General features: G+C 46.7%; 23 protein-coding genes. 11 read left to right on the top strand and 12 right to left on the bottom strand.

The features are described from left to right. Window positions 1-165: 165 nt before the first annotated feature. Both GFS24_RS02415 and GFS24_RS02420 read right to left on the bottom strand, forming a co-directional pair. Window positions 166-1,182, bottom strand: a complete 1,017-nt coding sequence (locus GFS24_RS02415) for a tetratricopeptide repeat protein (protein ID WP_153657978.1) — start codon at window positions 1,180-1,182, stop codon at window positions 166-168. Then, window positions 1,175-1,729, bottom strand: a complete 555-nt coding sequence (locus GFS24_RS02420; protein ID WP_153657979.1) for an RNA polymerase sigma factor — start codon at window positions 1,727-1,729, stop codon at window positions 1,175-1,177. The genes GFS24_RS02415 and GFS24_RS02420 overlap by 8 nt, the downstream gene beginning before the upstream one ends. A 72-nt stretch (window positions 1,730-1,801) precedes the next feature. Between GFS24_RS02420 and GFS24_RS02425 the strand changes: the two genes are divergently transcribed. After that, window positions 1,802-2,563, top strand: a complete 762-nt coding sequence (locus GFS24_RS02425) for a C40 family peptidase (protein WP_153657980.1) — start codon at window positions 1,802-1,804, stop codon at window positions 2,561-2,563. Between the two features lie 102 nt (window positions 2,564-2,665). Here the strand turns inward: GFS24_RS02425 and GFS24_RS02430 are convergent, their stop codons facing one another. From GFS24_RS02430 to purE, 4 genes are all read right to left on the bottom strand, one after another. Further along, window positions 2,666-3,205, bottom strand: a complete 540-nt coding sequence (locus tag GFS24_RS02430) for an inorganic diphosphatase (RefSeq protein WP_153657981.1) — start codon at window positions 3,203-3,205, stop codon at window positions 2,666-2,668. A gap of 235 nt (window positions 3,206-3,440) precedes the next feature. Continuing rightward, window positions 3,441-3,908 carry a DUF4878 domain-containing protein gene (locus tag GFS24_RS02435; protein WP_153657982.1) on the bottom strand — a complete coding sequence of 156 codons (468 nt, stop codon included), beginning with the start codon at window positions 3,906-3,908 and terminating at the stop codon, window positions 3,441-3,443. 94 nt (window positions 3,909-4,002) lie between these two features. Beyond that, window positions 4,003-4,959: a PhoH family protein gene (locus GFS24_RS02440; protein WP_153657983.1), complete on the bottom strand. Its 957-nt coding sequence runs from the start codon at window positions 4,957-4,959 to the stop codon at window positions 4,003-4,005. Window positions 4,960-5,067: 108 nt separating this feature from the next. Beyond that, the gene (gene purE, locus GFS24_RS02445) at window positions 5,068-5,523 is read right to left on the bottom strand and encodes a 5-(carboxyamino)imidazole ribonucleotide mutase (protein WP_153657984.1); all 456 of its coding nucleotides are present in this window, start codon (window positions 5,521-5,523) and stop codon (window positions 5,068-5,070) included. A 224-nt stretch (window positions 5,524-5,747) separates the two neighbouring features. Here purE and GFS24_RS02450 point away from each other — a divergent pair, with 224 nt between their 5' ends. Both GFS24_RS02450 and GFS24_RS02455 read left to right on the top strand, forming a co-directional pair. Continuing rightward, window positions 5,748-8,348, top strand: coding sequence for a PAS domain-containing protein (locus tag GFS24_RS02450; RefSeq protein ID WP_153657985.1), 2,601 nt, complete (start codon window positions 5,748-5,750; stop codon window positions 8,346-8,348). A 9-nt stretch (window positions 8,349-8,357) separates the two neighbouring features. Further along, window positions 8,358-8,750, top strand: a complete 393-nt coding sequence (locus tag GFS24_RS02455; protein ID WP_153657986.1) for a response regulator — start codon at window positions 8,358-8,360, stop codon at window positions 8,748-8,750. Here the strand turns inward: GFS24_RS02455 and rpe are convergent, their stop codons facing one another. From rpe to GFS24_RS02485, 6 genes are all read right to left on the bottom strand, one after another. Next, the gene (rpe, locus tag GFS24_RS02460) at window positions 8,751-9,407 is read right to left on the bottom strand and encodes a ribulose-phosphate 3-epimerase (RefSeq protein WP_153657987.1); all 657 of its coding nucleotides are present in this window, start codon (window positions 9,405-9,407) and stop codon (window positions 8,751-8,753) included. A gap of 27 nt (window positions 9,408-9,434) precedes the next feature. Beyond that, window positions 9,435-10,250 carry a tetratricopeptide repeat protein gene (locus tag GFS24_RS02465; protein WP_153657988.1) on the bottom strand — a complete coding sequence of 272 codons (816 nt, stop codon included), beginning with the start codon at window positions 10,248-10,250 and terminating at the stop codon, window positions 9,435-9,437. 19 nt (window positions 10,251-10,269) lie between these two features. Next, complete coding sequence (gene thrC / locus GFS24_RS02470) at window positions 10,270-11,565, bottom strand: threonine synthase (RefSeq protein WP_153657989.1); 1,296 nt, start codon at window positions 11,563-11,565, stop codon at window positions 10,270-10,272. Window positions 11,566-11,571: 6 nt separating this feature from the next. Further along, on the bottom strand, window positions 11,572-12,510 hold the full coding sequence (locus GFS24_RS02475) for a homoserine kinase (RefSeq protein WP_153657990.1): 939 nt from the start codon (window positions 12,508-12,510) through the stop codon (window positions 11,572-11,574). A gap of 8 nt (window positions 12,511-12,518) precedes the next feature. Beyond that, complete coding sequence (gene thrA / locus GFS24_RS02480; protein ID WP_153657991.1) at window positions 12,519-14,960, bottom strand: bifunctional aspartate kinase/homoserine dehydrogenase I; 2,442 nt, start codon at window positions 14,958-14,960, stop codon at window positions 12,519-12,521. Between the two features lie 264 nt (window positions 14,961-15,224). Then, window positions 15,225-16,052 carry a hypothetical protein gene (locus tag GFS24_RS02485; RefSeq protein WP_153657992.1) on the bottom strand — a complete coding sequence of 276 codons (828 nt, stop codon included), beginning with the start codon at window positions 16,050-16,052 and terminating at the stop codon, window positions 15,225-15,227. A 256-nt stretch (window positions 16,053-16,308) separates the two neighbouring features. Between GFS24_RS02485 and GFS24_RS02490 the strand changes: the two genes are divergently transcribed. The 8 genes from GFS24_RS02490 to GFS24_RS02525 all read left to right on the top strand — a co-directional run bounded on the left by GFS24_RS02490 (window position 16,309) and on the right by GFS24_RS02525 (window position 25,878). Beyond that, the gene (locus GFS24_RS02490; protein WP_153657993.1) at window positions 16,309-17,466 is read left to right on the top strand and encodes a homogentisate 1,2-dioxygenase; all 1,158 of its coding nucleotides are present in this window, start codon (window positions 16,309-16,311) and stop codon (window positions 17,464-17,466) included. A gap of 15 nt (window positions 17,467-17,481) precedes the next feature. Continuing rightward, entirely contained in the window at window positions 17,482-18,474 is a 993-nt protein-coding gene (locus tag GFS24_RS02495; protein WP_153657994.1) for an aldo/keto reductase, read from the top strand. A 24-nt stretch (window positions 18,475-18,498) separates the two neighbouring features. Continuing rightward, window positions 18,499-19,629 (top strand): 4-hydroxyphenylpyruvate dioxygenase, encoded by a 1,131-nt coding sequence (hppD, locus tag GFS24_RS02500; RefSeq protein ID WP_153657995.1) that lies wholly within the window; start codon window positions 18,499-18,501, stop codon window positions 19,627-19,629. A 132-nt stretch (window positions 19,630-19,761) separates the two neighbouring features. Then, window positions 19,762-20,331 (top strand): ORF6N domain-containing protein, encoded by a 570-nt coding sequence (locus tag GFS24_RS02505; protein ID WP_253906448.1) that lies wholly within the window; start codon window positions 19,762-19,764, stop codon window positions 20,329-20,331. Window positions 20,332-20,667: 336 nt separating this feature from the next. Then, window positions 20,668-21,477 carry a murein L,D-transpeptidase family protein gene (locus GFS24_RS02510; RefSeq protein WP_253906380.1) on the top strand — a complete coding sequence of 270 codons (810 nt, stop codon included), beginning with the start codon at window positions 20,668-20,670 and terminating at the stop codon, window positions 21,475-21,477. Between the two features lie 317 nt (window positions 21,478-21,794). Continuing rightward, window positions 21,795-22,370, top strand: a complete 576-nt coding sequence (locus GFS24_RS02515; RefSeq protein ID WP_153657997.1) for a gluconate 2-dehydrogenase subunit 3 family protein — start codon at window positions 21,795-21,797, stop codon at window positions 22,368-22,370. A gap of 31 nt (window positions 22,371-22,401) precedes the next feature. Further along, the gene (locus GFS24_RS02520) at window positions 22,402-24,096 is read left to right on the top strand and encodes a GMC oxidoreductase (RefSeq protein WP_153657998.1); all 1,695 of its coding nucleotides are present in this window, start codon (window positions 22,402-22,404) and stop codon (window positions 24,094-24,096) included. An 81-nt stretch (window positions 24,097-24,177) separates the two neighbouring features. Then, window positions 24,178-25,878, top strand: coding sequence for a GMC oxidoreductase (locus GFS24_RS02525; protein WP_153657999.1), 1,701 nt, complete (start codon window positions 24,178-24,180; stop codon window positions 25,876-25,878). Window positions 25,879-25,921: the final 43 nt, after the last annotated feature.

Consider the following 25,921-nt stretch of genomic DNA (forward strand, 5'->3'; position numbering starts at 1 on the left):
CTTTTTTCCCCCACAAAGGGGTTTTAGGGTTGATAAGATATAACACGCTGGTGGGTGTTTTTCTAATAAAAATAGAAACACACCCTTTTGGGTCCAGGAATTTTTAGGGTATGCTGTTTTTCTAATGAAATATAAAGACCCTTCCCTTTTTGCATTGAGGGGTCTTTAGTTTAAATTATTCAACTCTGACTGCGCCTGGGCTTTCAGCGGGCCCTCCATGCGAACGATCTCCCGCAGGAGCCTGCGGGCTTTGCCGTTCTGGCCTTTGGTGCGGTAGCAGAGCGCCAGTTGGTATTTGGCGCGCTCGGAGAATTTATAGTTGGTGCTGAGCCTTCTGAATTGATCGATGGCTTCATTTACATTTCCCTGTTGCTGATATAACATCGCGGCACGGAAAAGGGATTCATCGCCGGTTTGTGTAGCGGCAACTGGTTTGGGATCATCCTCTTTCTCCTTTTCCTTTTCTTTGGGTGCCGGTGGTGGTGGCGGTGTTGCCACTACTTTTTCTTCTTTAGGTGCTTCTTTTACTACTGGTACTGCTGGCTGTATGCGTGTATTCGTGTCGGTTACCAGTACTTTTTTTAGTGTATCTTTTGCAACCGGTTTCTTTTTTGCGGCTAACAGCGCGGAATCCTTGGGTTGTGTTTTATTAGCGGAGCTATCTTTAGCAATACTGTATTGCGATTGTATAACAGGTGGTTTTGTCTCACTGGCCAGGTACTGAGATTCAGTTGAAGCGGGTATGATGACAGCATCCGTTGTTTTTACAACAAGTGCCGGCCTGTTCTTGAGGTGTTCCCGTAATAAGAAGATGCTTCCTCCGCCCAGTGCCAGGAACATGATCACCCAGAAATAGGAAAGGAGGCTTTCCCTGGTATTATTGCCCTGTGGCGTGTGGCGTGTTTTTAAGGAGGATTGTTGTACAGCTGGTGCATATTCCCTTTGCAGGTAAAGGCTCAGTTGTTTGCTCAGGCGTTCGTAAGGCTCCTTGTTTTTTGGATTTTGCAGGCTTTCCAGTGCGTCGTGGCAAAGATCACAATCCACCAGGTGCTGTTCGATCAGGTGTTTTTCCCAATCCGTCATGTTTCCGTTCAGGTAACGGGGGAGCTGATCCCTGCTGAGACAGCGCACAGGGGTGAAGATCTTGAAGATCCTTTCTTGTCTTGGAAAATCATTATTCATATACCTGGTCCATCAAATGAGTAGCTAGTTTCTTCTTCACTCCTTTTAAAGTATGGCGTACTTTATCCCGGGGAATATTTTGCTTTTTAGCGATGTCGCTGAATGACTGTTGCTCCAGGTAGAATTGCGTGATCAATCGGAGATCTTCTGCGTTGAGTTGTGCAAGGGCTTTTTCCAGGTGCGTCAATAAAGCTTCTTTGGCAATAGGGTTATTTCCGGCATGTTCTATGCGTGATTCAAGACGGTATAATGCCTGGTTCGGATAAAAAACGGGTACGGCGTTACCTTTCCCAAAGTAAGATTGAACCAATGCGTAAACAGATTCGTTTATCTTACCAAAAGCAGTTTGAATGCGGTTATATAATTGCTTTGTGAGTTCGGGGAAGGCTGTTTCAGCTGTTTTTTCGCTGGAAAGCTTAGGTAGGCTCACGGCTACCAGCAAATGGCTGTACCGGTCCAGTAAAACACCAGCCGCCTCCCGATCATGAAACTTTTTGATCCGGAGCAGCAATTCTTTATCAGTTAAGTTATTTAACAGGAGGTGCATAAGCTTATTCTTATATTTACGCGTTTTCGTGTTAAAAGTTCATTCACAGTTCATATTATTTAAACAATTAACATGCCATTTGCAATCACGATTGTGCCCATTATGCCTTTACGTGCGGAACCATCGCATCGAAGTGAGATGGTTTCGCAGGCGTTATTTGGAGAATGCGTTGAAACAGAGCCACTTACCAATGAAGGTTGGATCAAGGTAAGGATGCAGTATGATGGTTATGAGGGATGGGTAACGGCTGCCCACCTGGAAACCATCACTTTGGAGGAATTTAATGCCCCTTTCACCCATATTGCCAATCAATGGGCGGCCCGTTTATCTGTGAATGAACAACCCATGTACATTCCTTACGGCTGTATGCTTAAGCTGGATAATAATGTATGGGGAAATATTACGGTGAAACCGGAATCGGGGATAGAAGCCTATAAACAACCCCGTTCTCCCAGAACGGCATGGCATACGATCGCTAATTCTTTTCTCAATACGGGCTATTTATGGGGCGGGAAATCTGTGTTTGGCATAGACTGTTCCGGTTTTACCCAATCTGTGTATAAAATCCTCGGCATACCGCTGTTACGGGATGCTTACCAGCAGGCCACACAAGGAGAGCTGGTATCCCTGATCCAGGAAGCAAAAGGTGGGGACCTGGCTTTTTTTGACAATGAGGCAGGGAAGATCACCCATGTGGGTATTATGCTCAATGATCAGCAGATCATTCATTCTTCAGGAAAGGTGCGGATAGATCCGATCGATCACCAGGGGATCGTGAATGCTGATACGGGGCTGAGGGCCCATAACCTGCGGTTGATCAGGCGCTTATTTTAATAAAAAAGCCGATCAGGATGACCGGCTTTTAAAATGATAATACAGGGTGGGGGCAGTTTTTGTCAAAAAAACAACATCTTCCCGGCCCTATACCATACACGATTATTTTTTCGGGAAGGTCTTATTATAAAGTTCCAGGCTTTCCAGGATGATCTGTTCTGCTTTTGCTTTATTTTGGAATTCTTCCACTTTAACGGTCTTATTTTCCAGCTTCTTGTATTCTTCAAAGAAGTGACGCATTTCATCAATAAAATGAGGCGGCAGTTCAGAGATGTCGTTGATATGGTTCACGCTCATATCATGGGCAGCAACAGCGATGATCTTGTCATCTGCTTCGCCGCCATCGATCATTTGCATCACGCCGATCACTTTCGCATCTACCATGCACAAAGGCACGCAATCTATCTGGGAAAGGATGAGGATGTCCAGCGGATCATGATCATCGCAGTATGTTTGGGGAATGAACCCGTAGTTGGCGGGGTAGTATACTGAAGAATATAATACACGGTCCAGTTTCAGCAGGCCGCTTTCTTTGTCCAGTTCGTATTTGGCACGGGATCCTTTGGGAATTTCAATGATACCTGTTACCACGTGAGGTACTTTATCCCCGGGACTAACGCTGTGCCATGGATTTGTTGTCATAATTCAATGCTTCTTTTAAAATTAGTATATCAATTCACGTTTACTGTTCAAATAGGCCCAAAAGCAGCTGTTAAGCCGTTCTGCGGCAACCAGATTCTTCATAATACGATAGTGGAAAAAAGGCGCTGGTTAGCTATAAAGGCGCAAAATTAAGGAACAAACTGCGAATAGCTGTAAAAAAGTGGAAATAAGAGGTATAAAAGCAGGCAGAAGTGTGGACTACTGCCTGCTTTTATTAATGAATAACATTAGAAGAAGAATCCACAGCCGGGGGAGTGGTCATGGATTTCATGTCCATTGTGCCGGGCGCTACATAAGTAGGCAGGATGCTTTCGAGTGTCAGGGATATTTTCCATTGACCGCTTTCTTTGATCAGCTGCAGGGTTTCCTGCTGGCTGGCGGAAGAATTGAGTATGGTAACGGTAGCTTTATCCCCATCTTCTTTATGATCAACGATCTTCAGCTGAGCATTTTTGATCTTTTCGCGTTCGTTCTCGTTGCGTTTGCCGTCAAAAATGGAGTAAAGCAGTATGACCTGTTGTGATTCTTTGGTAGCAAATTCTTTAGCACGTTCGAAGTTTGATTCCTGAATAGCGTGCATAAATTCCAAGGCAACCTCCTGTGGCTCAGGTCGCTTTTTACAACTGGTAAACAGCACTCCCGAGGCACACATCAAAAAAACAATTCGCCTGTAATAGCTCATGTGGTTGATAGGTTAAAGTTATATTTCATTGACAAAAATAACAGGAATCAAATAATTGCGCAACTTACAATAATGACTGTTAAGATACTGTTAATTAGTCTTCTTTAGCAGCTTCGTAAGCTCTGATAATAGCTTTCACAAGGCGGTGACGAACAACATCCTCTTCATCCAGCTCCACATATCCAATACCTTCTATATTCTTCAGTATCCGGGTAGCTTTATCCAGGCCGCTCTTCTGATTTTTAGGCAGATCGATCTGGGTTTTGTCTCCCGTAATAATGGCTTTGGCGGATGAACCTATCCGGGTAAGGAACATTTTCATCTGAAGATCAGTACAGTTCTGTGCTTCATCCAGCAGGATGAAGGCATTATCCAGCGTACGACCGCGCATATAAGCAAGCGGGGCGATCTCAATGATCCTGTTGGTCATGAAATAACTGAGCTTATCTGCCGGGATCATATCGTCCAGGGCATCATAGAGCGGGCGCAGGTAGGGATCGATCTTTTCCTTCAGGTCTCCGGGCAGGAATCCCAGGCTTTCGCCGGCTTCCACCGCGGGGCGGGTAAGGATGATCTTCCGTACAGCCTTATTCTTTAAAGCCCTGACGGCTAGTGCTACAGCAGTATAGGTTTTACCGGTACCGGCCGGCCCGATGGCAAAAACGATATCGTTCTTGTCCGCCAGCCCTACCATCTTCTTCTGATTGGCAGTCTTAGCGCGGATAGTGCGGCCATTGGGGCCGAAAACCAGTACTTCGTTCGGGTTACTGTCTTTGAAGTGATCTATATTGCCGCCTTCTTCTTCACCAAGGATCTGCTCAAAGTAATTTTCGCTGAGTTGACCGTTACGTTCGAGGTAGCTAACAATCTGTCCGATCTTTTCCTTGGCTGTGGCCACTTCTTCCGGGGATCCTGAAAGTTTCAGCTGTGTACCGCGGGATAAGATCTTTAACAGGGGGAACTTCTTTTTTAACAAGTCCAGTTTTCCGTTGTTGACCCCGAAAAATTCAATGGGATTTACATTTTCCAGATTAATGATCGATTCTGTCAAGTGCGGTTCGATTTAAGGTGAGTCTGCATTTCGGATCTGAACGTTGTAAACCGGTTACGAAGAGGATGTACGACGTATACGTACATCCATCCGGGACATGCGTTCCAGTTAAATCCGGTATCCGTTCTGCTTGAACGCTTCTACGCGCTCAGCAACTTTTGTATCACTCAATGCCAGGATCCGGGCGGCCATTACTGCGGCGTTCTTTGCTCCGGCTTTACCTACCGCCAGCGTACCTACGGGCAAACCTGCAGGCATCTGAACGATGGAATATAATGCGTCCACACCACCTGGTAAGCCACCTTCAAGGGGAACTCCCAGTACAGGTAAGGAGGTGTAGGCAGCTACTACGCCTGGTAAGGCGGCAGCCATACCTGCTGCTGCAATAATCACACCATATCCCTGCGGCTGTGCGTTGATAACCAACTCACGTACCTTATCGGGATTGCGGTGTGCGGATGCTACCACCAGTTCACTTTCAATGCCAAAGAACTGTAAGAAATTCTGTGATTCCTGCATCACTGGTTTGTCGCTCTCAGAGCCCATGATAATTAATACCTTCATCCTGCTAATTCGATTTTTTAACTTGCTAATGTTTAACGTTTAAAACGACTATTTCGTTTTATTGGTTCAAAGATATTTAAAAGTTACACGCAACCCCGAATACAGGTATGAATTTTTTGAAAACAGAGAGAATGCCCCCTTATCTCATTATAATAGCACTAAATTGTATAATATATTGAGTACATTTGATCCTTCCAACCGCCTATGCCAAATTGAATGCGTCCATGAACAATGCCTTGCTGAACCAGGTGGTGGAGGCTTTACCGGATTCTGCCGCAGTGTTTGACAAAAACCTGCAGTTGTTGGCACTGAATAAAGCCTTTGTCGAGAATAACAAAAAACACCTGGGCATTGAATTGAAAGAGGGAGATAGCCTGCACATTTTGTGTAAAGGCTACCCGGACCTCGCACAGCAGTCCCTACACAACTGGAAACGCGCCCTCACCGGCGAGCGTTTCAATTTTGTATTGTCCTTCGGCAATCCCCCGCTTCAATACGAAGTGAGGTTCAGCCCTTTGCTGGATGAGCAGCAACGTGTAACAAGCGTGCTCATGATCATCCGGAACATTCAGCAGGAAACACAGGCCCGCGAGAGTGAAGGCTTCTTCCGCAGTGTATTGGAGAACCTGCCGGTAGGCCTGCATGAGTTCACGCCGGACGGCTGGCACCGCAACATGAATGATGCCCAGCGCCAGATCCTGGGAGATGCACATCCTGCTGTAAATAATCAACCTTACAACGTACTGGAAGACCCCTTCAACCGCCGTACCGGCCTCACGGAACTGCTGGAAGAAGTAAGGATCAGGAAAGCTCCGGTTAAAAAGGAGATGTTACTGAAGTATGCAGAGCAGCATGAAGGTACGGTTACCCGCATCCAACCCCTTTATTATGAAGCTACCGGTTTCCCGGTAATGGACCGCAACGGGGATATAGCTTACCTGTTCCTCATCCTCAGTGAGATCACAGAGAAGAAACTGGCGGTGCTCAGCCTGGAGAAGAGTGAACGCTTATTGCATACCATCGTAGAAAACCTGCCTGTTGGTTATATCCAGTTTGATCATTACGGATTTATCCGCCGCGTGAACCAGACGCAGCGGAAGTTCTTTTCCCAGACGGGTATTGAAGAGCAGCCGGATGGTATTATGATGCATGATCCTTTCTCCCGCTTATTTGAACTGGACCAGCTTTTCCAGCAGGTGCTGCAAAAGGGTAAGATGATCAGGATGGAGAAGAAAGTGGATATCCCTATCGGCAAAATGAGCCGCGAATTCTTCCTGGACCTTACGATGTTCCCGGTAGAAGACCCGGTGGATAAGGACCAGATAGTAGTAGCACTGGTAAATGATATCACGGAAAAGAAACGGCAGGAGATAGAAAACAATAAAACCCAGGACTTCCTTATGCAAACCGGTGAGATCGGTAAGATAGGGGGCTGGGAGCTGGATATCATCACCAACCGGTTACGATGGAGTGCACAGACCTACAAGATCCACGAACTGCCCCCTTATGCGGCCATGACCTTTGAAAAGGCGATGACCTTCTACACACCGGAATCGCTGAAGCGGGTGGAGCATGCCATGGCGGCCTGTATGGAAAGAGGTAAGGCATATGATATACAGGTAACGCTCAACACGGCACGTAATAACGTGATTCAGGCAAGGGCCATTGGCAAACCTGAATATAAGAATGGCCGCCTCATCCGTATATATGGGGTGATCCAGGATGTAACAGAACAATTCAAGATCAGGGATCAGCTTACCCGGAATACGGAACTGATGCGCCTCTTCTTTGATACCATCGATATGGGTTATGCCGTGATGGATAAGGATGGCAAAGTGAATTTCATTAACCGTAAAGCGCAGGAGATCGTAGATCATGGCAAAGTGATTGGCCGTAATATCTTTGAAGTATTCCCTATGCTGGTGGGTTCCACCTTCCATGCCAGGATGCAGCAATGTATGAATCAGCAGGCACCGGTTTCCTTTTCCAATTACCGGCCTGAGCTTGACAAATGGTACGAGTTCCTGCTGGCGCCTATGCAGGATGGCAGCATCTCTATCTTCACCCGTAATATAACAGACAGTAAGAAGATGCAGCGGGAATTGCGGAAAGCAAATGACCAGCTCTCTTCCCTGAATAAATACCTGGTGAACCAGAATAAGCAGCTGGAAGACTTTGCGCATATCACTTCTCATAACCTGCGGGCGCCTATCGCTAACCTGAAAGCGCTGATGCAGATCATGAATGAAACAGATGAAGAACAGGAGAAAGAGTTGTACCGCAGCATGTTCCAGGAAGTGATCAAAAACATAGATGAAACGTTAAATGACCTGATAGAAGTAGTGCAGATCCGCAAGGACCTGAATGTAGAAAGAGAAAAGCTGGTGTTTTCAGAACGCCTGCAAAAAGTGAAGGACATCCTTTTTGTAGACATGGAAACCAGTGGGATCCGCCTCACCACAGACTTTGCAGAGGCACCGGATATTGAGTATCCAAAGATCTACCTGGACAGTATCCTGCAAAACCTCCTCACCAATGCCATCAAGTACCGGAGCCACGACCGGACGCCTACACTGCATTTGCGCAGCTGGACGGTGGATAGCGGCGTAATGCTAACGGCAGAGGATAATGGTATAGGGATTGATCTGGAAAGATATGGGGCTAAACTATTTGGATTCAGGAAAACATTTCATAAGAATAAGGATGCCAAGGGAATAGGTCTGTTTATTACCAAAAGTCAGATAGAAGCAATGGGAGGAAGTATACAGGCGGAAAGCCAACTTGGCGTTGGAACCAAATTTATCATTACCTTCAGCCCCGAATAGAATTCCTCTATGAAGCCGTTACATTCGATCTTTATAGTAGATGATGACCCCATACACCAGCAGATCACAGAGATCATGCTGGATCGTCTGAGCATCTCTAACGCAGTTACAAAATTTTCTGACGCACAGGATGTGCTGGAGCATATCCGCGCCCAGTGCAATAATGCAAGTGAATTGCCGGATGTGATCCTCCTGGATCTGAACATGCCGGTGATGGATGGCTGGGAGTTCCTGGAAGCATTTTCACAGGTACGCCCAACACTTATCAAACAGATCAAGGTGTATGTGCTAACATCATCTATCGATGAAAAGGATAAAGAAAGGGTGAGCCAGTTCACCTTTGTGGAAGGCTATCTCACAAAGCCGCTGACCAATGATGTCATCCTCAGTTTAGGTAAGTAATTATTGTTTTAATGCCTGAATGGTGGCCAGCGGATCGCGGGACGCGAATACCGTGTTGCCTGCTACCAGTACATCTGCGCCTGCATCCAGGATGGCCCTGGCATTATCCAGCGTTACGCCGCCATCTATTTCTATCAATGCTTTTGAGCCGCTTGCATCTATCAGTTCCCTCAACCGGCGGATCTTGGCATAGGTATGTTCTATGAAATGCTGCCCGCCAAAACCAGGGTTCACGCTCATGATCAATATTACATCAGCGTCAGTGATAATATTCTCCAGCAGGCTCACGGAAGTATGCGGATTCAATGCTACACCTGCTTTCATGCCTAAACCTTTGATCTGCTGAATGTTCCGGTGCAGGTGGTGGCATGCTTCAATATGTACGGTGAGGATATGCGCGCCTGCTTTGGCAAAGGCTTCTGCATATTTCTCCGGTTCCTCTATCATTAAATGCACATCATTTACCTTTTTAGACAGCTTTGCAACCGGTGTTATAACGGGGAATCCAAAGCTGATGTTCGGCACAAAACGGCCATCCATTACATCCAGGTGTAACCAGTCTGCAACACTATTATTGACCATTTCCACTTCCTTGCCTATTTCCAGGAAATTGGCGGCAAGCAGGGAAGGAGCGATGAGCGGTGTTTTCTTTTCCAAGGGCTGATGATTTTGAGATGTACAAACCTACTTAAAATTGTTGGCTAATGCGGAATCCAGCAAGGCCTTTGCTGCCGGGTAGTCCTTTTTGAAGGAGAGTGCTTTGGTGAGATCGTCCACGCCTGCTGGTTTATTACCCAGCATGAGGAAGGCCCTTCCACGGCTGTAAAAATTAATGGCGTCAGTAGGATCTGCTTTTGCGGCAAGGTTGTAATAACGCCAGGCTTCCTTCCAGTCATTCTGCCGGGCCACGCCATTTCCCAGGCCAATATATGCAGGGCTGTATGCAGGATTCAATTCAATGGCTTTCATGTACCGCAGCTTCGCGACTTTTTCATTTCCCATTTGTTCACTGCATACGGCGGTACCATAAACGGGCTCTGCCTGCGTGGAGTCTATTTCCCATGCCAGCGCATAATAGTTGAGGGCTTTATCAGGAGCATGCTGGTCTAATAAGAGATCAGCTGCCATCATCACGGCTTCATATTCACTGGCTTTGCCTTTGAGTGCAATTGCTTTGGAGAGGTAGGCCAGCGTGGCCGTATCATCTTTTTTATTGTACGCTATCAGGGCTTTGATGTAATAAGCTTTATCCAGGGAGGAAGTATCCTTTGCAAGGATGATCGCCTGACTGTCCGCCGCTTCAAACTGGTTGTGTTCGATCAGTGCATTGGCAAAGCGGTTGCGTAGTTCAGTATCCAGGGGTTTTACCTGCAGGTCCGCCCGCATATTGGCGATAGCGATAGCCAGGGAGTCTGTGATCACCGCTGTTTTTTGCTCCTGCCCGGTTGGCTGGCAGGCAGCAAAAAGTATCAGCACAAAGAATATATGTAAAAGTTTCATTACCCAAACTTAAGCGATTTTATTGCATTAACCATGCTTTCATCTGCTCGTAGTTTGCATCCATTTTCACGGCTACTTTCTTTTTATCAAAGAGTTGCATCACGCGTTCAGGGGTATCTATTTCTTTTTGTAACCCTTCCGGCATGGTGTTCGCAAACTTCACCGGGTGAGCAGTTTCCAGGAAAATACCGGTATGGCCGGGATGGAGTTGCATATATTTCTTCAATCCTAAATACCCTACTGCCCCATGCGGGTCCATGAGGTATTGATGGTTGGCACATACTGCTTCCATCGCTGCAACAGTTTCTTTATCTGTGAAGCGGTAGGCGGTGAGACTGGCTTTGAGCCCTCTTTCATTCTGCGCAAATAATTGCAGGATGCGTACAAAGTTGCTGGGGTCAGATACATCCATGGCATTGGAGATGGTGGGGATGGGCGCCAGCGGTTCGTATGCACCGTTCTTCAGATAACGGGGTACGGTGTCATTTGCATTGGTGGATGCAATGAAGTGATGGATCGGTAGGCCTATGGCTGCAGCCATCATGCCTGCGCAGATATTTCCGAAATTGCCGCTGGGTACAGAGATCACGGCATCTTTGCGCCATTGTTTTACTTTACGGTAAGCCATAAAATAATAGAACATCTGGGGCAGCCAGCGTGCTACATTAATAGAGTTGGCAGAGGTGAGCTGGCGGTGTGCCTGCAATTCGGAGTCCAGGAAAGCGGTTTTCACCATGCGCTGGCAATCATCGAAAGAGCCATTGATCTCTAAAGCACTGATATTGCCACCGAGTGTGGTGAGTTGTTTTTCCTGCAATTCACTCACTTTGCCGGAAGGGTAGAGGATCACTACCTGTACGCCGGGCACATTGTAGAAACCGTTTGCCACGGCACCGCCGGTATCTCCGGAAGTGGCTACCAGTACAGTTACCGGCTTGTTATCACCACGGCGGAAATAACCGAGGCAGCCTGCCATGAACTTGGCGCCCACATCTTTAAAGGCAAGGGTAGGGCCATGGAACAACTCCAGCGCATATACGTTTTCTTCCACTTCTCTTAAAGGAAAGGGGAAGGTAACGGTATCGCGAATGATCTGTTTTAAATAATTCTCCGGGATATCCTCACCCACAAAAGGCTGGATCACTTTCCGCGCAATATAAAGCGGATCATATTCTTCCAGCCGCTCTATGAAATCCTTTTCCAGCCTGGGTATCTCCGCAGGGAAATACAATCCTTTATCAGGAGCAAGCCCCTGTATAACCGCTTCCCGGAATGAAACACGGTGCTGATGATTCTGTAAGCTATAGTACTGCATAATATTTTAAATTACTCTTACACCGGAAGTGCTGATCCGGGAAACATAAATTTTGTAATCTACTCCCAGTGGTGCGTAGATCTTTTCCATCATATCCGCTACGGAACGGGCATTATCTTCTCCTTTGCTCAGCATGAACACAGATGGCCCGCTGCCGGAAATGCCGCCGCCTAATGCGCCTGCTTCTTTACAACGGATCTTCAGATCATGGAATGCAGGGATGAGGATGGATCGGATGGGTTCAACAATCACATCTTCCAGTGAGCGGCTGATCAGGTTATAATCTTCCTGGTAAAGCCCTGCCACCAGTGCGCCTACATTCCCCCATTGGCGGATAGCATCTTTTAAGAGTACTTTTTGCTTGAGTATCTCCCGGGCGTCTGATGTTTTTACTTCTATCTGCGGATGGATAACGGTTACCCACAGGTCATCCGGCGTATGCAGCCGGATCACATCCAGGGGTTGATAACTCCTGACGAGTGTAAATCCTCCCATGATGGCGGGCGCTACGTTATCTGCATGCGGTGTGCCACAGGCCAGCCTTTCTCCTTCCATCGCAAAACGGATCAGGGCTTCCGGAGAGAAGTGGTCGTTCAGTAATTTATTGGCGCCGGCTACAGCACCTGCAGCGCTTGCGGCGCTGGACCCAATGCCGCTGCCGGGCTGGATATTTTTTTTGATCGTTACTTCAATGCCCAGATCAGGTTGCCCGTATTCCTGCAGCATAGCTATCAAAGCTACACCGGCTACATTCTGCGTTGCTTCCAGCGGAAGGTTGGCGCCTTCAATAGCCGTGATCTTTACACCGGGTGTTTCGCTGATCCGTAATTCCATTTCATCACCAGGGCCATCCAATGCCAGGCCTATTACATCAAAACCGCAGGCCACATTGGCAACAGTGGCAGGAGAGAATACCTTAACGGATTGTACATGTTGCTTGCTCATAAAAACTTTTATCTAACGGTTCTGATAATATCTGCAAATATGCCGGAGGCGGTTACGTCTGCACCGGCGCCGGCGCCTTTCACGATCAGCGGTTGTGCGGAGTAACGGTTTGTTGTAAATAATACAATGTTGTCTTTCCCTTCCAGGTGATATAAAGGATGGGCAGGGCCGATAGACTGCAAACCTACAGATGCCAGGCCGTTATCATACCGCGCTACGAATTTCAAACGCTCTCCTTTATCTGCTGCAGTCTGTAGCAGTTGCCGGAAGTGAGCGGCATGAACATCCAGTTGCTCATAAAATGTGGGAACATCTTTGGCGTTCAGGCATTCTTCCGGCAGGAAAGAGTTGTTCTTAATATCATCCATTTCCAGTACCGCACCGCTTTCCCTGGCCAGGATGAGGATCTTGCGCATCACATCTTTACCGCTGAGGTCTATCCGCGGATCTGGTTCAGTGTATCCTTCATCCTGTGCTGCTTTTACCACTTCGCGGAAGTTGGCCCCATTCACAAAATGATTGAAGATGAAGTTGAGGCTTCCGCTGAGTACTGCCTGTATGGTTTGGATCTTATCCCCGCTGCGCACCATGTCGTTCAGGGTATTGATCACAGGTAAACCTGCGCCTACATTTGTTTCGAACAGGAAGGATGCGTTGAACTTACGGGCCAGGTCCTTCAGGCCTTTGTAATTGGCATAATCGGAAGAGCAGGCGATCTTGTTGCAGGTGACTACTGAGATACCATGCTGCAGGAAGGTGCCATAGAGTTCTGCTACTTCATCACTGGCGGTATTATCCACGAACACACTGTTCCGCAGGTTCATGGCCTGCACCTTTTGTGCAAACTGTGCGAGGTCCATCTCATGGCCGGCAGCCAGTTCTTCCTTCCAGTTCTGTAGTGTGAGCCCGCTTTCAGAGAAACGCATTTTCCGGCTGTTGGAAATAGCGATGATCCTTACCTGCAGGCCCAGTTCTTCGAAGAGGTATTGTTGCTGTAATTGTAATTGTTCTAATAATTTGCTGCCTACATTACCCGTGCCAGCTACAAAAACGTTCACCTGTTTGGCTTCTGATTCAAAGAATACCTCGTGGATCACGTTCAATGCTTTCTTTACATCGTTCTTGTTGATCACAGCAGAGATGTTCTTCTCCGTAGAGCCTTGTGCGATGGCCCTCACGTTGATGGCATTACGGCCCAGCGCACCAAAGAACTTGCCGCTCATACCATGATGGTTCTTCATATTATCACCCACTACGGCTACAATGCAGAGGTCTTTTTCCACGATCAGCGGCTCAATGCGTTTATCATGGATCTCCTGCGCAAACTCACTGTCTACCGCCGCTTTTGCCTTGAGCATATCGCTTTCGTGTATGCCCACGGTAATAGAGTGTTCCGACGAACTTTGGGTGATGAGGATCACGTTCACCTTTTCTCTTAATAAGGCATCGAAGAGCCTTTTGGAGAAACCGGGGATACCTACCATGCCACTGCCTTCCAGGGTAAGCAGCGCGATCTTCTGAATGCCGGAGATGCCGGTTACAGGAAATGCTTTCTCACCGTTATCCTGGATCAGTGTGCCATGATCATCAGGGGCAAAAGTGTTTTTGATCCAGATGGGGATACGGCGGTTCATCACCGGCTGTATAGTGGGCGGGTAGATCACTTTGGCGCCGAAGTGGGAAAGCTCCATCGCTTCCTCATAAGAGATACGGGGAATGGCAATGGCTTGCGGCACCAGGCGCGGATCGGCTGTCATCATGCCGCTTACATCCGTCCATATTTCCAGAACGTTGGCATCCATGGCGGCTGCTATGATAGCAGCGGTGTAATCAGAGCCACCACGACCGAGCGTAGTAGTTTCTTTATCAATAGTGGAGGAAATGAATCCCGGTAGTATGATATATTCAGCTTGCTGATGCTGGAAATAGCTGGTCACCTGGTGATCCGTAATATCGAAATCAACAAGGGCATGACCAAACTGGGCATCTGTGGTGATCAGTTCCCTGCTGTCCTTCCAGGTAGCGGAGAGTCCTGCATGTTTGAGTTTCTCTGCTACCAGCCAGGAGGAGAGAAGTTCTCCAAAGCTCATGATCTTATCTAAGGACCGTTTGCTGAGTTCTTCTACCTGGAAAATACCGTCGCACAAAGATTCCAGCTGGTTGAGCTGTTTCTTTACCTGGCTCAGCAGGCCGCTTTGTACAGTGATCGGGAATAATCCCCGGATGGTATCCAGGTGTTTGGCTTCAATTTCCTGGAGGATGTTTTTATATTGTTCCTGGCCCTGGCCGGCCAGCTGGCCGCATTGGATCAGTTTGTCCGTTATACCGCTCATCGCTGAAACAACAACTGCCATATTACCTTTGCGCTTATACGCAGCTACAATGCTGCAGACCTGCTCTATTGCCTGGGTACTACCCACAGAAGTACCGCCGAATTTTAAAACTTGCATGAAAAGTATGTTGATGAAGAGAAATAGGGCATCCCTGCCTGAGTGTACCAGCATCTGGTCGATGGACGATATGTAATAACTAACCCCCTATGGGGTTGTGGTGGTTGTTGTTGTAATAATAGTGCCGTACACGCCGGAGGAGAGTGGTGCTATACGGATTATATGTGAAGAGAGTAAATACACTATTATTTTATGACTTTTGTATTACAAAGGTGTGTTATTTAAACCGAAAATACAAACAGTATTGTCAAATTTCGAAAATATCTAAATATCGAGGGTGATCTCTTCCTCACGGAAAGCGCTATATATGATGTATCCGAAGACCATCACGGTAGAAATACTGATGAAAATGTAAAGGGCATCGTACAAGAGCAGCATGATCCAGGGCTGCTTAAGGGAAACAAGGATCAGGTCCACCAGTACCTGGTCGAAGAGATAACTAAAGGTGCTCAGCAGCGAGTTGAATGCATAACCTATAACAAGTAAGGCCAGGAACTCCTTTTTATATAATGTGACCTTCTTCAGCCCGGCAGCTTTTAAATAAAGGATACCAGCCAGTATAAAAGGAAGCATGCCGTCTATTATCTTGATCACAGCATATAGCCAGTTAAGATAAAGCTGGCGGTTTTCTGTACCAAAGTCATTAGGAACATCCGCATAGCGGTCGGCAATTTTTTGCATACCAGCAGACAGGTGTATATAAAAGAATGCGGTCTGGATGATGGCAAATAAGATAAATAACTGCCAGGCTCCCCTGGGGGTTGATCTGGAAAATACTTCAAAGGGCTTTTGGTAGCCCTCCGGGTTCTTTTGAAGCCAGGCGCCCAGCATTCCGGTGCTCATGATCAGGATATTGAAATCCACCTTTAAAGCATTTTCAAACCATACATACAGATACTGGTCTGTATTATCCAGTTGTACCCAGGCTGAACTCAGGAGAAAACCAAGCCCGATCAGTACACAAAAACCAATGATAAACCCAATGATCAGGAAGATAACTGCATAAGAGACACCAAACTTTGCCCAGTTCTTATGAACACGGTTAAAGGTTTGCAGCGCAGTAGATAAAGTAAAGCTGATATGTTGCCACATAGGTATATAGGATCTTGACCCTCAAGATATTTAAATCTTTTCCTTGTTTTATAAAAAATAACTGTAATTTTAAGCCATCATGTTTGCTATGCTAACATATACTACACAAAGCAGTTACTGCTGTCTTATGGCTACTTTGGCCATGGATTCGTCCTTATAATCTCTTCTCTTTTCCATCTTTTTTCATTTCTATTTGTTGTTAATGTAATGCCGGTATTTATAAGGCTTTATTATTAATGCACTAATTAAACCCATTATGCCACAGTACCATAAACTTGGGCAGATCCCGCATAAACGGCACACGCAGTTCCGTAAACCGGACGGTAAGCTCTATTCGGAACAGCTCTTTTCTACAGAAGGCTTCTCCTCGCATTATTCCCTGTTATATCATTGTCATCCTCCTACTGAGATCGTAAGGGTAGATGAACCTTACAGCGTAATGCCTCATGTGGCGGAAGAGAAAATGCTGAAACACCGCAGCTTCCAGGGGTTTAATATACAACCGGAAGGAGATTACCTGAAAAGCCGCAAGCCCGTACTGGTGAATAATGATGTACACATTTCACTCGCAGCCCCACAGCAGAGCACCAAAGATTACTTCTATAAAAATGCAGATGCGGACGAACTGCTGTTTGTACATGAAGGCAGCGGCATCCTGCATTCCCAATACGGCCAGCTGGAATTCGGATATGGCGATTACCTCGTGATCCCCCGCGGCACTATTTATCAGCTGGAATTTTCCAATACAGCCAACCGCCTGTTCATTGTTGAATCTTTCAGTCCCATCCGTTTCCCTAAACGTTACCTGAGCCACTATGGCCAGCTGCTGGAGAACTCCCCTTTCTGCGAGCGGGATATCCGCCAGCCGCAAAATCTTGAAACGATAGACCAGGCAGGGGATTTCACCCTCCTCATCAAGAAGAAAGGCATTATGTACCCTATCCATTACGGGCATCATCCTTTTGATGTGGTAGGCTGGGACGGATGTGAATACCCTTACGCATTTTCCATTCATGATTTTGAACCGATCACAGGCCGCGTGCATCAGCCGCCGCCAGTGCATCAGACCTTTGAAGGGAATAATTTCGTAGTGTGCTCTTTCTGCCCCCGCTTATTTGATTATCATCCGCTGGCCGTTCCGGCTCCTTATAACCACAGCAACATAGACAGTGATGAAGTACTGTATTATGTGGATGGCGATTTCATGAGCCGCAAACATGTTACGCGTGGTATGATCACGCTGCACCCTGCAGGCATTCCGCATGGCCCGCATCCGGGCGCAGTAGAGAAGAGCATCGGTGCAAAAGAAACGAAAGAACTCGCGGTAATGGTAGATACTTTTCACCCTTTACAGATCACAAAAGAAGCCCTCGATATTGAGGATCAGCAATACGTAATGAGCTGGGCAGAATAAAATAAAAATTCAAGCATGGAATACAGACAACTCGGACAAAGCGACCTGCAGGTTTCCGCCATCACTTTTGGCGCATGGGCTATTGGTGGATGGATGTGGGGCGGCGCAGAACGCAAAGATGCCAGGGAAGCGATCAGGGCTTCTATTGATCAGGGCGTAACTTCCATTGATACCGCACCTATCTACGGTATGGGCACCAGCGAAGAAATTGTTGGCGAAGCACTGGAAGGCATATCCCGGGATAAAGTACAGATCCTCACCAAATTCGGATTGACCTGGGAAGGCACCAAAGGGCAATTCTACTTTAAGAGCAAGGATAACAGTAATAAGGACATCGATATCTATAAGTATGCAGGCAAGGAAAATGTGATCAAAGAATGTGAGGATAGCCTCCGCCGGCTGCGTACGGATTACATCGACTTATTGCAGATCCATTGGGCGGATGAAACAACACCTATTGAGGAAACATTCGAAGCCGTATTGCGCTTGCAGGAGCAGGGGAAGATCCGGGCCGCAGGGGTTTGCAACTACAACGTAGAGCAAATGAAACGGGCAGAAAGTGTATTGTCCCTCGCTTCCAACCAGGTGCCTTACAGCATGGTGGAGCGGACAATAGAGAAGGAAGTAGTGCCTTATTGCATCGAAAACAAAAAAGGCATACTGGCGTACAGTCCGCTGCAACGCGGGATCTTAACCGGTAAGATCAAAGCTGATCATCAATTTGAAGAAGGGGATCACCGCCCTGGTACCAGGTTCTATCAACCGGATAATATTGCGCGCATCAATGCATTCCTGGGGCTGATCAAACCATTGGCAGAAACAAAGAACGCCACACTGGCGCAATTAGTGATCCGCTGGACAATTGAACGCCCGGGCATCACCGTAGCACTGGTAGGTGCAAGGAATGCGGATCAGGCTGTGCAGAATGCAAGGGCGATCAATATCAAACTGGCACCGGAAGAAATCGACTTTATCAATAAGCATTTAAATGCTTTAAGCTTAGTATAAATACACCAAAACAATCTTCTTTTTATGAACACTGCAGTAGTAACTCCTAAACAGGCTCAAAACCAACAAGACTTCCTACCGCTCAACGGAACCGATTACGTAGAGTTTTATGTAGGTAATGCAAAACAGGCAGCTCATTTTTATAAAACAGCTTTTGGCTTTCAGTCATTGGCTTATGCGGGGCCGGAGACCGGTGTAAAAGACCGTGTTTCTTATGTGCTGGTGCAAAATAAACTTCGTTTTGTACTCACCACTTCCCTGCGTCCCGGAACAGATATCTCCCGGCATGTGGATGAACATGGTGATGGCGTAAAAGTATTGGCCATCTGGGTAGATGATGCCCGTTCCGCATTTGAAGAAACGGTTAAACGTGGTGCAAAACCTTACCTGGAGCCGGTAACAGAGAAAGATGAATTTGGAGAAGTAGTGCGCAGCGGTATTCATACCTATGGCGAAACGGTTCACCTCTTCATTGAACGCAAAAATTACCACGGTACTTTCCTGCCTGGTTTCAGGCCATGGCAAAGTGCTTATCAGCCATTACCAACAGGTTTGGAATACGTAGATCATTGCGTAGGGAATGTAGGATGGAATGAAATGAATACCTGGGTAGATTTCTACGCTAAGACCATGGGTTTCCATAACCTGGTGTCCTTTGATGATAAAGACATTTCCACGGAATATTCTGCGCTGATGAGCAAGGTGATGAGCAATGGCAACGGCCGTATCAAATTCCCCATCAATGAGCCGGCAGAAGGAAAGAAAAAATCACAGATCGAAGAATACCTGGATTTCTATGGCAGCCCTGGCGTACAGCACGTAGCCATTGCTACCAATGATATCGTGTATACGGTAACTGAATTGCAGAAACGCGGCATTGAATTCCTCACTGTTCCTTCTTCTTATTATGAAACCTTACTGCAAAGGGTAGGTAAGATCGATGAGGACCTGCAACCACTGCAGGATCTGGGTATTCTTGTAGACAGGGATGAAGAAGGATACCTGTTGCAGATCTTTACAAAACCACTGCAGGACAGGCCTACAGTGTTCTTTGAGATCATCCAGCGTAAGGGAGCCAAATCCTTTGGGAAAGGTAATTTCAAAGCGCTGTTTGAATCTATTGAACGGGAGCAGGAGCTGAGAGGCAACTTATAATTTTCTTAGGGTTACAACAAAATATCAATCTCTGCGGGCCACCTTTAAAAGGGTGGCCTTTTTTGTTGAGGATCAATTTTAGTTTTATATTGTATTGGGTAGCATTGTTTCTTAACCTAAATGTTTGTGCCCATGGTAAAAAAAGCAGCAGTCAAGAGCACTGCTCGTAGCCGGCGTATGCGGCAATTGCTGATACCCGAAGAAAAGATCCTTAAGAACATTGTCCTCGTGCGAAATCAAAGGGTGCTGCTGGATATGCACCTGGCAGAACTGTACGGGATACAGACAAGAGCACTTAAGCAGGCTGTTCGCAGAAATGCGGACCGGTTCCCTGAAGATTTTATGATTGAGCTGTCCGATGAAGACATGGATTGGCTGGTTAAACAAAATGTGATCCTGGATAAGAAACAACTTGGTGGTTCTGCTCCATTTGCATTTACTGAAGCCGGCGTAGCCATGCTTTCTTCTGTTCTGAAAAGTGAAAAGGCTATAGAGACGAATATCTCTATCATGAGGGCCTTTGTAGCATTACGCAAAATGGCGATTAACTATCATGATATCTTAGATATCCTGAGAGCCATGCGCACGGAATACGACGCCAAGTTTGATCAGATATTTGATTCACTGGAACAGTTAATGAAGCCACCAGAGCGAACCCGCACTTTGATAGGGTTTCCAAGCCCAGGCTCACAGAGGGTTTGACTTGGTATCACAATTTGTGATACCAGATGAAATGGCCAACCACAGGGCGTTACAGCCTTGTGGTTTTTATTTTTTCCTTATTTAACAGTACTTTAGCCACTAAATTGTTAAATTTGACGTTTATATCTATGGATTTAAGAGATTTATTCGGTTATTTATTCATTTTAGCGGGGCTTTTGCAACTTTTAACCGCTTATCTGATCTTCGCGGGCCAGCGGCATTACGTACTTCGTTTTGCAAACCGTAAGGTTGGTTCAATAATATATATTATTTTTGCATTTGTACTGTTCTACCTGGCGTATTATTACCTGGCCTAGAACAGGGAAAGCTTAAAACATGATGAAGCGTATTTTATTTGGCATTTTTATCCTGATGGGCGCTGCGAATGTACACGCACAACAATCATTCCTCGAGAACCAGAAACTATTCCCGAGAGTAGGAGAGGCATTCCGTGAGAAAGAAGAATCTATTAAAAAGGAATTCGCAAAGAAAGGGCTGACCTATCCGGCCAAACAGATGTACATCCGTTCCTTTAAGCTGGACAGTGAGCTGGAGATCTGGGTGCGGAACAGTGTAACCGATACTTTCAGCCTGCTGAAAACATACCGCGTTTGCACGCTTTCCGGTAAAATGGGGCCTAAACGCAAAGAAGGAGATCGCCAGGTGCCGGAAGGGTTCTATTATATCAACGATTTTAACCCCAACAGCAACTTTCACCTCTCTTTAGGTATCAACTATCCAAACTATTCAGATAAGATCCTCAGCGACCCTAAAAAGCCCGGAGGTGAGATCTATATCCATGGTAACTGTCTCACCATCGGATGTATTCCTTTAACAGACGAATTTATTGAAGAAGTATATATCATGGCCGTTAACGCCAAGAACGCAGGGCAGGATTTCATTCCTGTGCATGTGTTCCCTGTGCGTTTCGGCAACTCACGGTCTATGGACTACCTGGGCAGCATTTCCCTCACGGATAATGAATCTCAGAAGTTCTGGCTGAACCTCAAAGCGGCATACGATTACTTTGAGAAGAACCGGAAACTGCCGGTGATCATGGTGAACAGCCAGGGGAAATATGTACATACCAATACCCAGGCTATTCCTTCTTCACTTGCACAAGCTAAAACGGCTTCAGGGAATTAAGTATTCTTTGCAAAAAATATTGAAAGAGGTTGTGTCGATTGATGCAACCTCTTTACTTTTTGGCAGTTTTGTGCTGCTTTTTTGACAGGTACCCCACCTTGATACGGGATGGATACGGGAAGGATACGGGATTGATACGGGATTGGTACGGGATAACTCTGCTTTTGATACGCTTCAGCTCCCTTAAAACACCCCTATTTCTCCTCTTTGTGTTAAAATTACACACTATTGCTCCCGCAGGCCCCGAATTATTTTGGAATCTCAGTTTTTTTTCGAAACTTACCGGACGGTCATAAAGGTCAAATCAATTTACTATCATGAACAGAAGAGACGCCATCAGGAACGTCGCTATCCTTATGGGAACAGCGCTTTCCGCTTCCACGTTATCGGCTCTGGAGGGGTGTACCAGCTCCGGGCCTAAAAATTATACCCTGCAGACTCCGGAAACCAGGACTTTGCTGGCAGAAATTGCCGAAACAATTATTCCCGAAACTTCTACCCCTGGCGCAAAAGCAGCTAAAGTGGAAGACTTTATCCTCGTAATGGTAGGCGACTGCTATGACGAAAAAGCACAGAAAGTATTCACGGACGGTTTGGACAAAGTAAACGAAGAAAGCAAAAAGAAATTCTCCGGCAAATCTTTCATGGACATTACGCCTGAACAACGTACTGAGCTTTTAACAGCCATTGATAAGGAAAGAGTGGAATACAACAAACGTAAAGACAAGAAACCGGAAGATCCCGCTCATTACTTCCAGTACATGAAGGAGCTGACCCTGCTTGGATACTTTACGTCTGAACCAGGTGCCACCAAAGCCCTGCGTTATGTAGCCGTTCCCGGCAGATTCGATGGTTGTGTGCCTTATAAAAAAGGCGACAAAGCATGGGCATAATTTTTTCTAATTTCTTCTAACAATTACCGTAATGAACCTGAACATAAAAGCACAGGACCAGAATACGTTTGACGCCATCGTTATTGGCTCCGGCGTAAGTGGTGGATGGGCCGCAAAAGAGCTCACTGAAAAAGGATTAAAAGTTTTAATGCTGGACCGTGGCAAGAACCTCGAACACGGCAAATATGAAACAGCTACCAAGAACCCATGGGAGTTTGCACATCGTGGCAAGATCACGCAGGAGCAAAAGAAAACCCACGAGAAACTGAGCCGCGATTACCCTTACAGCGAACACAATGAATCATACTGGATCAACGACAGCGAAAGCCCTTATAAAGAGGACAAACGTTTCGACTGGTACCGCCCTGATATTGTGGGTGGCAAATCCATCATGTGGGGCCGCCAGAGCTACCGCCTGAGCGACCTGGATTTTACAGCCAACCTGAAAGATGGTATTGCTGTAGACTGGCCTATCCGTTATAAAGACATTGCTCCCTGGTACGACTATGTGGAGAAATTTGCCGGTATCAGCGGACAGGCTGAAGGGTTGCCGCAATTGCCGGATGGCCAGTTCCAGCCAGCTATGCCAATGAACTGCGTGGAAAAAGATGTGAAGGCAAAAGTAGAAGCTGCTTTTAAAGGCCGTAACATCACCATGGGCCGTGTGGCTAATCTCACAGAAGCCGTGCAGGACCGTACCAAATGCCAGTTCCGGAATCTTTGCAGCAGAGGCTGTCCGTTTGGCGGATACTTCAGCACGCAATCTTCCACACTGCCTGCAGCTGTGAAAACAGGTAACCTTACACTCCGTCCTGATTCCATCGTAAACTCTATCATCTATGATGAGAAAGCAGGTAAAGCAACCGGCGTAAGGGTGATCGATAAACATTCCAAGGAAATGGTGGAATTCCATGCGAAGATCATCTTCGTGAATGGCTCTACACTGGGTTCCACTTTTGTATTGATGAATTCTATCTCCAGCCGTTTCCCGAATGGCCTTGGCAATGATAGTGGCGTATTGGGTAAATACCTGATGGACCACCATTTCCGTACAGGCGCTTCCGGTATTGCGGAAGGTTATGATGATAAATACATTTACGGCCGCCGCCCGAATGGCATCTATGTTCCACGCTACCGCAACCTCAACGGTGAAAAACGCGATTACATCCGTGGCTTCGGCTACCAGGGTGGCGCTAACCGTGGCGGATGGAGCAGGGGAGTTGCTGAAATGGGTGTGGGTAAAGACTTCAAAGAAATGCTCACAGAACCAGGCCAATGGAGCATGGGGCTGGGTGGCTTCGGCGAATGTCTGCCTTATGAAGATAACTACGTAGCACTCGATAATTCTCAAAAGGATGCATGGGGCCAGCCGGTGCTGCGCTTCAATGCAGAGTTCAAAGAGAATGAAATGAAAATGCGTAAGGACATGATGAATGATGCAGCAGAAATGTTGGAAGCTGCCGGCATTAAAAATGTGAAAACGTATGACAATGGTTCTTATCCCGGCATGGCTATCCACGAAATGGGTACAGCCAGAATGGGCCGCGATCCAAAAACTTCCGTTCTCAATGGATTTAACCAGATGCATGCTGTGAAGAATGTATTTGTAACAGACGGAGCGGCTATGACCTCTGCGTCCTGCGTAAATCCTTCGCTCACTTACATGGCCTTAACAGCCAGGGCAGCGGACTATGCAGTAAATGAATTGAAAAAAGGAAATCTCTGATCCTAAACGGGTACGGACATACTTTAATTTTTTAAAGAGCCGCCCTCCAAGGTGGCTCTTTATTTTATAACCCACGTCTACATGAATCTGAACATTAAAGCAGAAAAAGAAAATACCTATGATGCTATCGTTGTAGGCTCTGGCATCAGCGGTGGCTGGGCCGCCAAGGAACTGAGTGAAAAAGGGCTGAAGACCCTTGTGCTGGAAAGAGGCCGAGATGTAGAACACATCAAAGATTATAAAACAGCCAACTGGAATCCCTGGGATTTCAAACACGGTGGATGGCAATCCAATGAGATGAAGGAAAAACATCCCATCCAAAGCCGCTGTTATGCATTTGATGAAGCCACACAGGATTTCTGGGTGAACGATAAAGAGAATCCTTACAATGAAGTAAAACCCTTCAACTGGCTGCGTGGAAATCATGTGGGTGGCAGATCGCTGATGTGGGGCCGCCAGGTGTACCGCTGGAGCGATATCGACTTTGAAGCGAATGCTAAAGATGGCCACGGCGTAGACTGGCCTGTCCGTTATAAAGACGTTGCACCCTGGTATAGTTACGTAGAGAAATTTGCCGGCATCAGCGGGCAGGCAGAAGGTTTGCCGCAATTACCGGATGGGGAGTTCCTGCCACCGATGGAAATGAACTGCCTGGAAAAACATGTGGCTGCAAGGATAAAAGAAAATTATAAGGACCGTATCATGACCATTGGTCGTGTTGCACATATTACAAAAGCATTGGAAGGCAGTACGCGGGGCACCTGCCAGTACAGGGACCGCTGCGCACGTGGTTGCCCCTTCGGCGCTTATTTCAGCAGCAATGCTTCCACACTGCCTGCAGCGGCGGCTACCGGCAATATGACGTTGCGGCCCTTCTCTATTGTGCTGGAAGTGATCTATGATGATGCCACACAAAAAGCAAAAGGTGTTCGTATCATGGATGCGGAAACAAAAGAGGTGATCGAGTATTATGCAAAGATCATTTTCCTGAATGCTTCTACATTAGGTACTGCTTCCATCCTGCTGAATTCCGTATCCACCCGTTTCCCAACAGGTTTAGGTAATGACAGTGACCAGGTAGGCCGCAACCTGATGGACCATCACTTTGGTGTTGGTGCAGGCGGTACTTTTGAAGGATTTGAAGATCAGTACCTGTATGGCAGAAGAGCCAATGGTATTTACATTCCCCGCTTCCGTAATATCAGTGATGCTACCAAACGCAGCGATTATCTGCGTGGTTTCGGCTACCAGGGCGGCGCTTCCCGCGGACGTCAAAGCGAAATGGATGGCATTGGTGTTACGCTGAAAGAATCCAATACAGAACCCGGGCAATGGGGTATGTGGATCGGTGCATGGGGTGAACATTTGCCTTATGCGGATAACACTGTTCGCCTGAATAAGGAAAAGAAAGATAAGTGGGGATTACCTACACTGGATATAGATTGCAACTTCAGAGAGAATGAAATGGCCATGCGGAAGGATATGCTGGAGAGTGCAAAAGAAATGCTGGAAGCTGCCGGCCTGAAGAATGTGGGAGGAAATGATGAGATACCGCCTCCGGGGCATTGTATCCATGAAATGGGGACCGCGAGGATGGGCCGTGATCCAAAAACTTCTGTGCTGAACGGGTTTAATCAAATGCATGCCGTGAAGAATGTTTTTATTTCAGATGGTGCCTGTATGGCTTCTTCTGCCTGTCAGAATCCTTCTATCACGTACATGGCATTAACAGCAAGGGCAGCAGATCATGCTGTGACTGAATTGAAGAAGGGGAATATTTAAACGTGAAAAGCACAAATAGTATCAGTAATTAGCTGTGCATTCA

It is taken from the genome of Chitinophaga sp. SYP-B3965 (assembly GCF_009647655.1).
Taxonomy (GTDB): domain Bacteria; phylum Bacteroidota; class Bacteroidia; order Chitinophagales; family Chitinophagaceae; genus Chitinophaga.

What these genes read in the sequence shown, in the direction of transcription:
- GFS24_RS02415 (WP_153657978.1), bottom strand. Translation starts at nt 1,182, where the DNA reads ATGAATAATGATTTTCCAAGACAAGAAAGGATCTTCAAGATCTTCACC.
- GFS24_RS02420 (WP_153657979.1), bottom strand. Translation starts at nt 1,729, where the DNA reads ATGCACCTCCTGTTAAATAACTTAACTGATAAAGAATTGCTGCTCCGG.
- GFS24_RS02425 (WP_153657980.1), top strand. Translation starts at nt 1,802, where the DNA reads ATGCCATTTGCAATCACGATTGTGCCCATTATGCCTTTACGTGCGGAA.
- GFS24_RS02430 (WP_153657981.1), bottom strand. Translation starts at nt 3,205, where the DNA reads ATGACAACAAATCCATGGCACAGCGTTAGTCCCGGGGATAAAGTACCT.
- GFS24_RS02435 (WP_153657982.1), bottom strand. Translation starts at nt 3,908, where the DNA reads ATGAGCTATTACAGGCGAATTGTTTTTTTGATGTGTGCCTCGGGAGTG.
- purE (WP_153657984.1), bottom strand. Translation starts at nt 5,523, where the DNA reads ATGAAGGTATTAATTATCATGGGCTCTGAGAGCGACAAACCAGTGATG.
- GFS24_RS02450 (WP_153657985.1), top strand. Translation starts at nt 5,748, where the DNA reads ATGAACAATGCCTTGCTGAACCAGGTGGTGGAGGCTTTACCGGATTCT.
- GFS24_RS02455 (WP_153657986.1), top strand. Translation starts at nt 8,358, where the DNA reads ATGAAGCCGTTACATTCGATCTTTATAGTAGATGATGACCCCATACAC.
- GFS24_RS02465 (WP_153657988.1), bottom strand. Translation starts at nt 10,250, where the DNA reads ATGAAACTTTTACATATATTCTTTGTGCTGATACTTTTTGCTGCCTGC.
- thrC (WP_153657989.1), bottom strand. Translation starts at nt 11,565, where the DNA reads ATGCAGTACTATAGCTTACAGAATCATCAGCACCGTGTTTCATTCCGG.
- GFS24_RS02475 (WP_153657990.1), bottom strand. Translation starts at nt 12,510, where the DNA reads ATGAGCAAGCAACATGTACAATCCGTTAAGGTATTCTCTCCTGCCACT.
- thrA (WP_153657991.1), bottom strand. Translation starts at nt 14,960, where the DNA reads ATGCAAGTTTTAAAATTCGGCGGTACTTCTGTGGGTAGTACCCAGGCA.
- GFS24_RS02485 (WP_153657992.1), bottom strand. Translation starts at nt 16,052, where the DNA reads ATGTGGCAACATATCAGCTTTACTTTATCTACTGCGCTGCAAACCTTT.
- GFS24_RS02490 (WP_153657993.1), top strand. Translation starts at nt 16,309, where the DNA reads ATGCCACAGTACCATAAACTTGGGCAGATCCCGCATAAACGGCACACG.
- GFS24_RS02495 (WP_153657994.1), top strand. Translation starts at nt 17,482, where the DNA reads ATGGAATACAGACAACTCGGACAAAGCGACCTGCAGGTTTCCGCCATC.
- hppD (WP_153657995.1), top strand. Translation starts at nt 18,499, where the DNA reads ATGAACACTGCAGTAGTAACTCCTAAACAGGCTCAAAACCAACAAGAC.
- GFS24_RS02505 (WP_253906448.1), top strand. Translation starts at nt 19,762, where the DNA reads ATGGTAAAAAAAGCAGCAGTCAAGAGCACTGCTCGTAGCCGGCGTATG.
- GFS24_RS02510 (WP_253906380.1), top strand. Translation starts at nt 20,668, where the DNA reads ATGATGAAGCGTATTTTATTTGGCATTTTTATCCTGATGGGCGCTGCG.
- GFS24_RS02515 (WP_153657997.1), top strand. Translation starts at nt 21,795, where the DNA reads ATGAACAGAAGAGACGCCATCAGGAACGTCGCTATCCTTATGGGAACA.
- GFS24_RS02520 (WP_153657998.1), top strand. Translation starts at nt 22,402, where the DNA reads ATGAACCTGAACATAAAAGCACAGGACCAGAATACGTTTGACGCCATC.
- GFS24_RS02525 (WP_153657999.1), top strand. Translation starts at nt 24,178, where the DNA reads ATGAATCTGAACATTAAAGCAGAAAAAGAAAATACCTATGATGCTATC.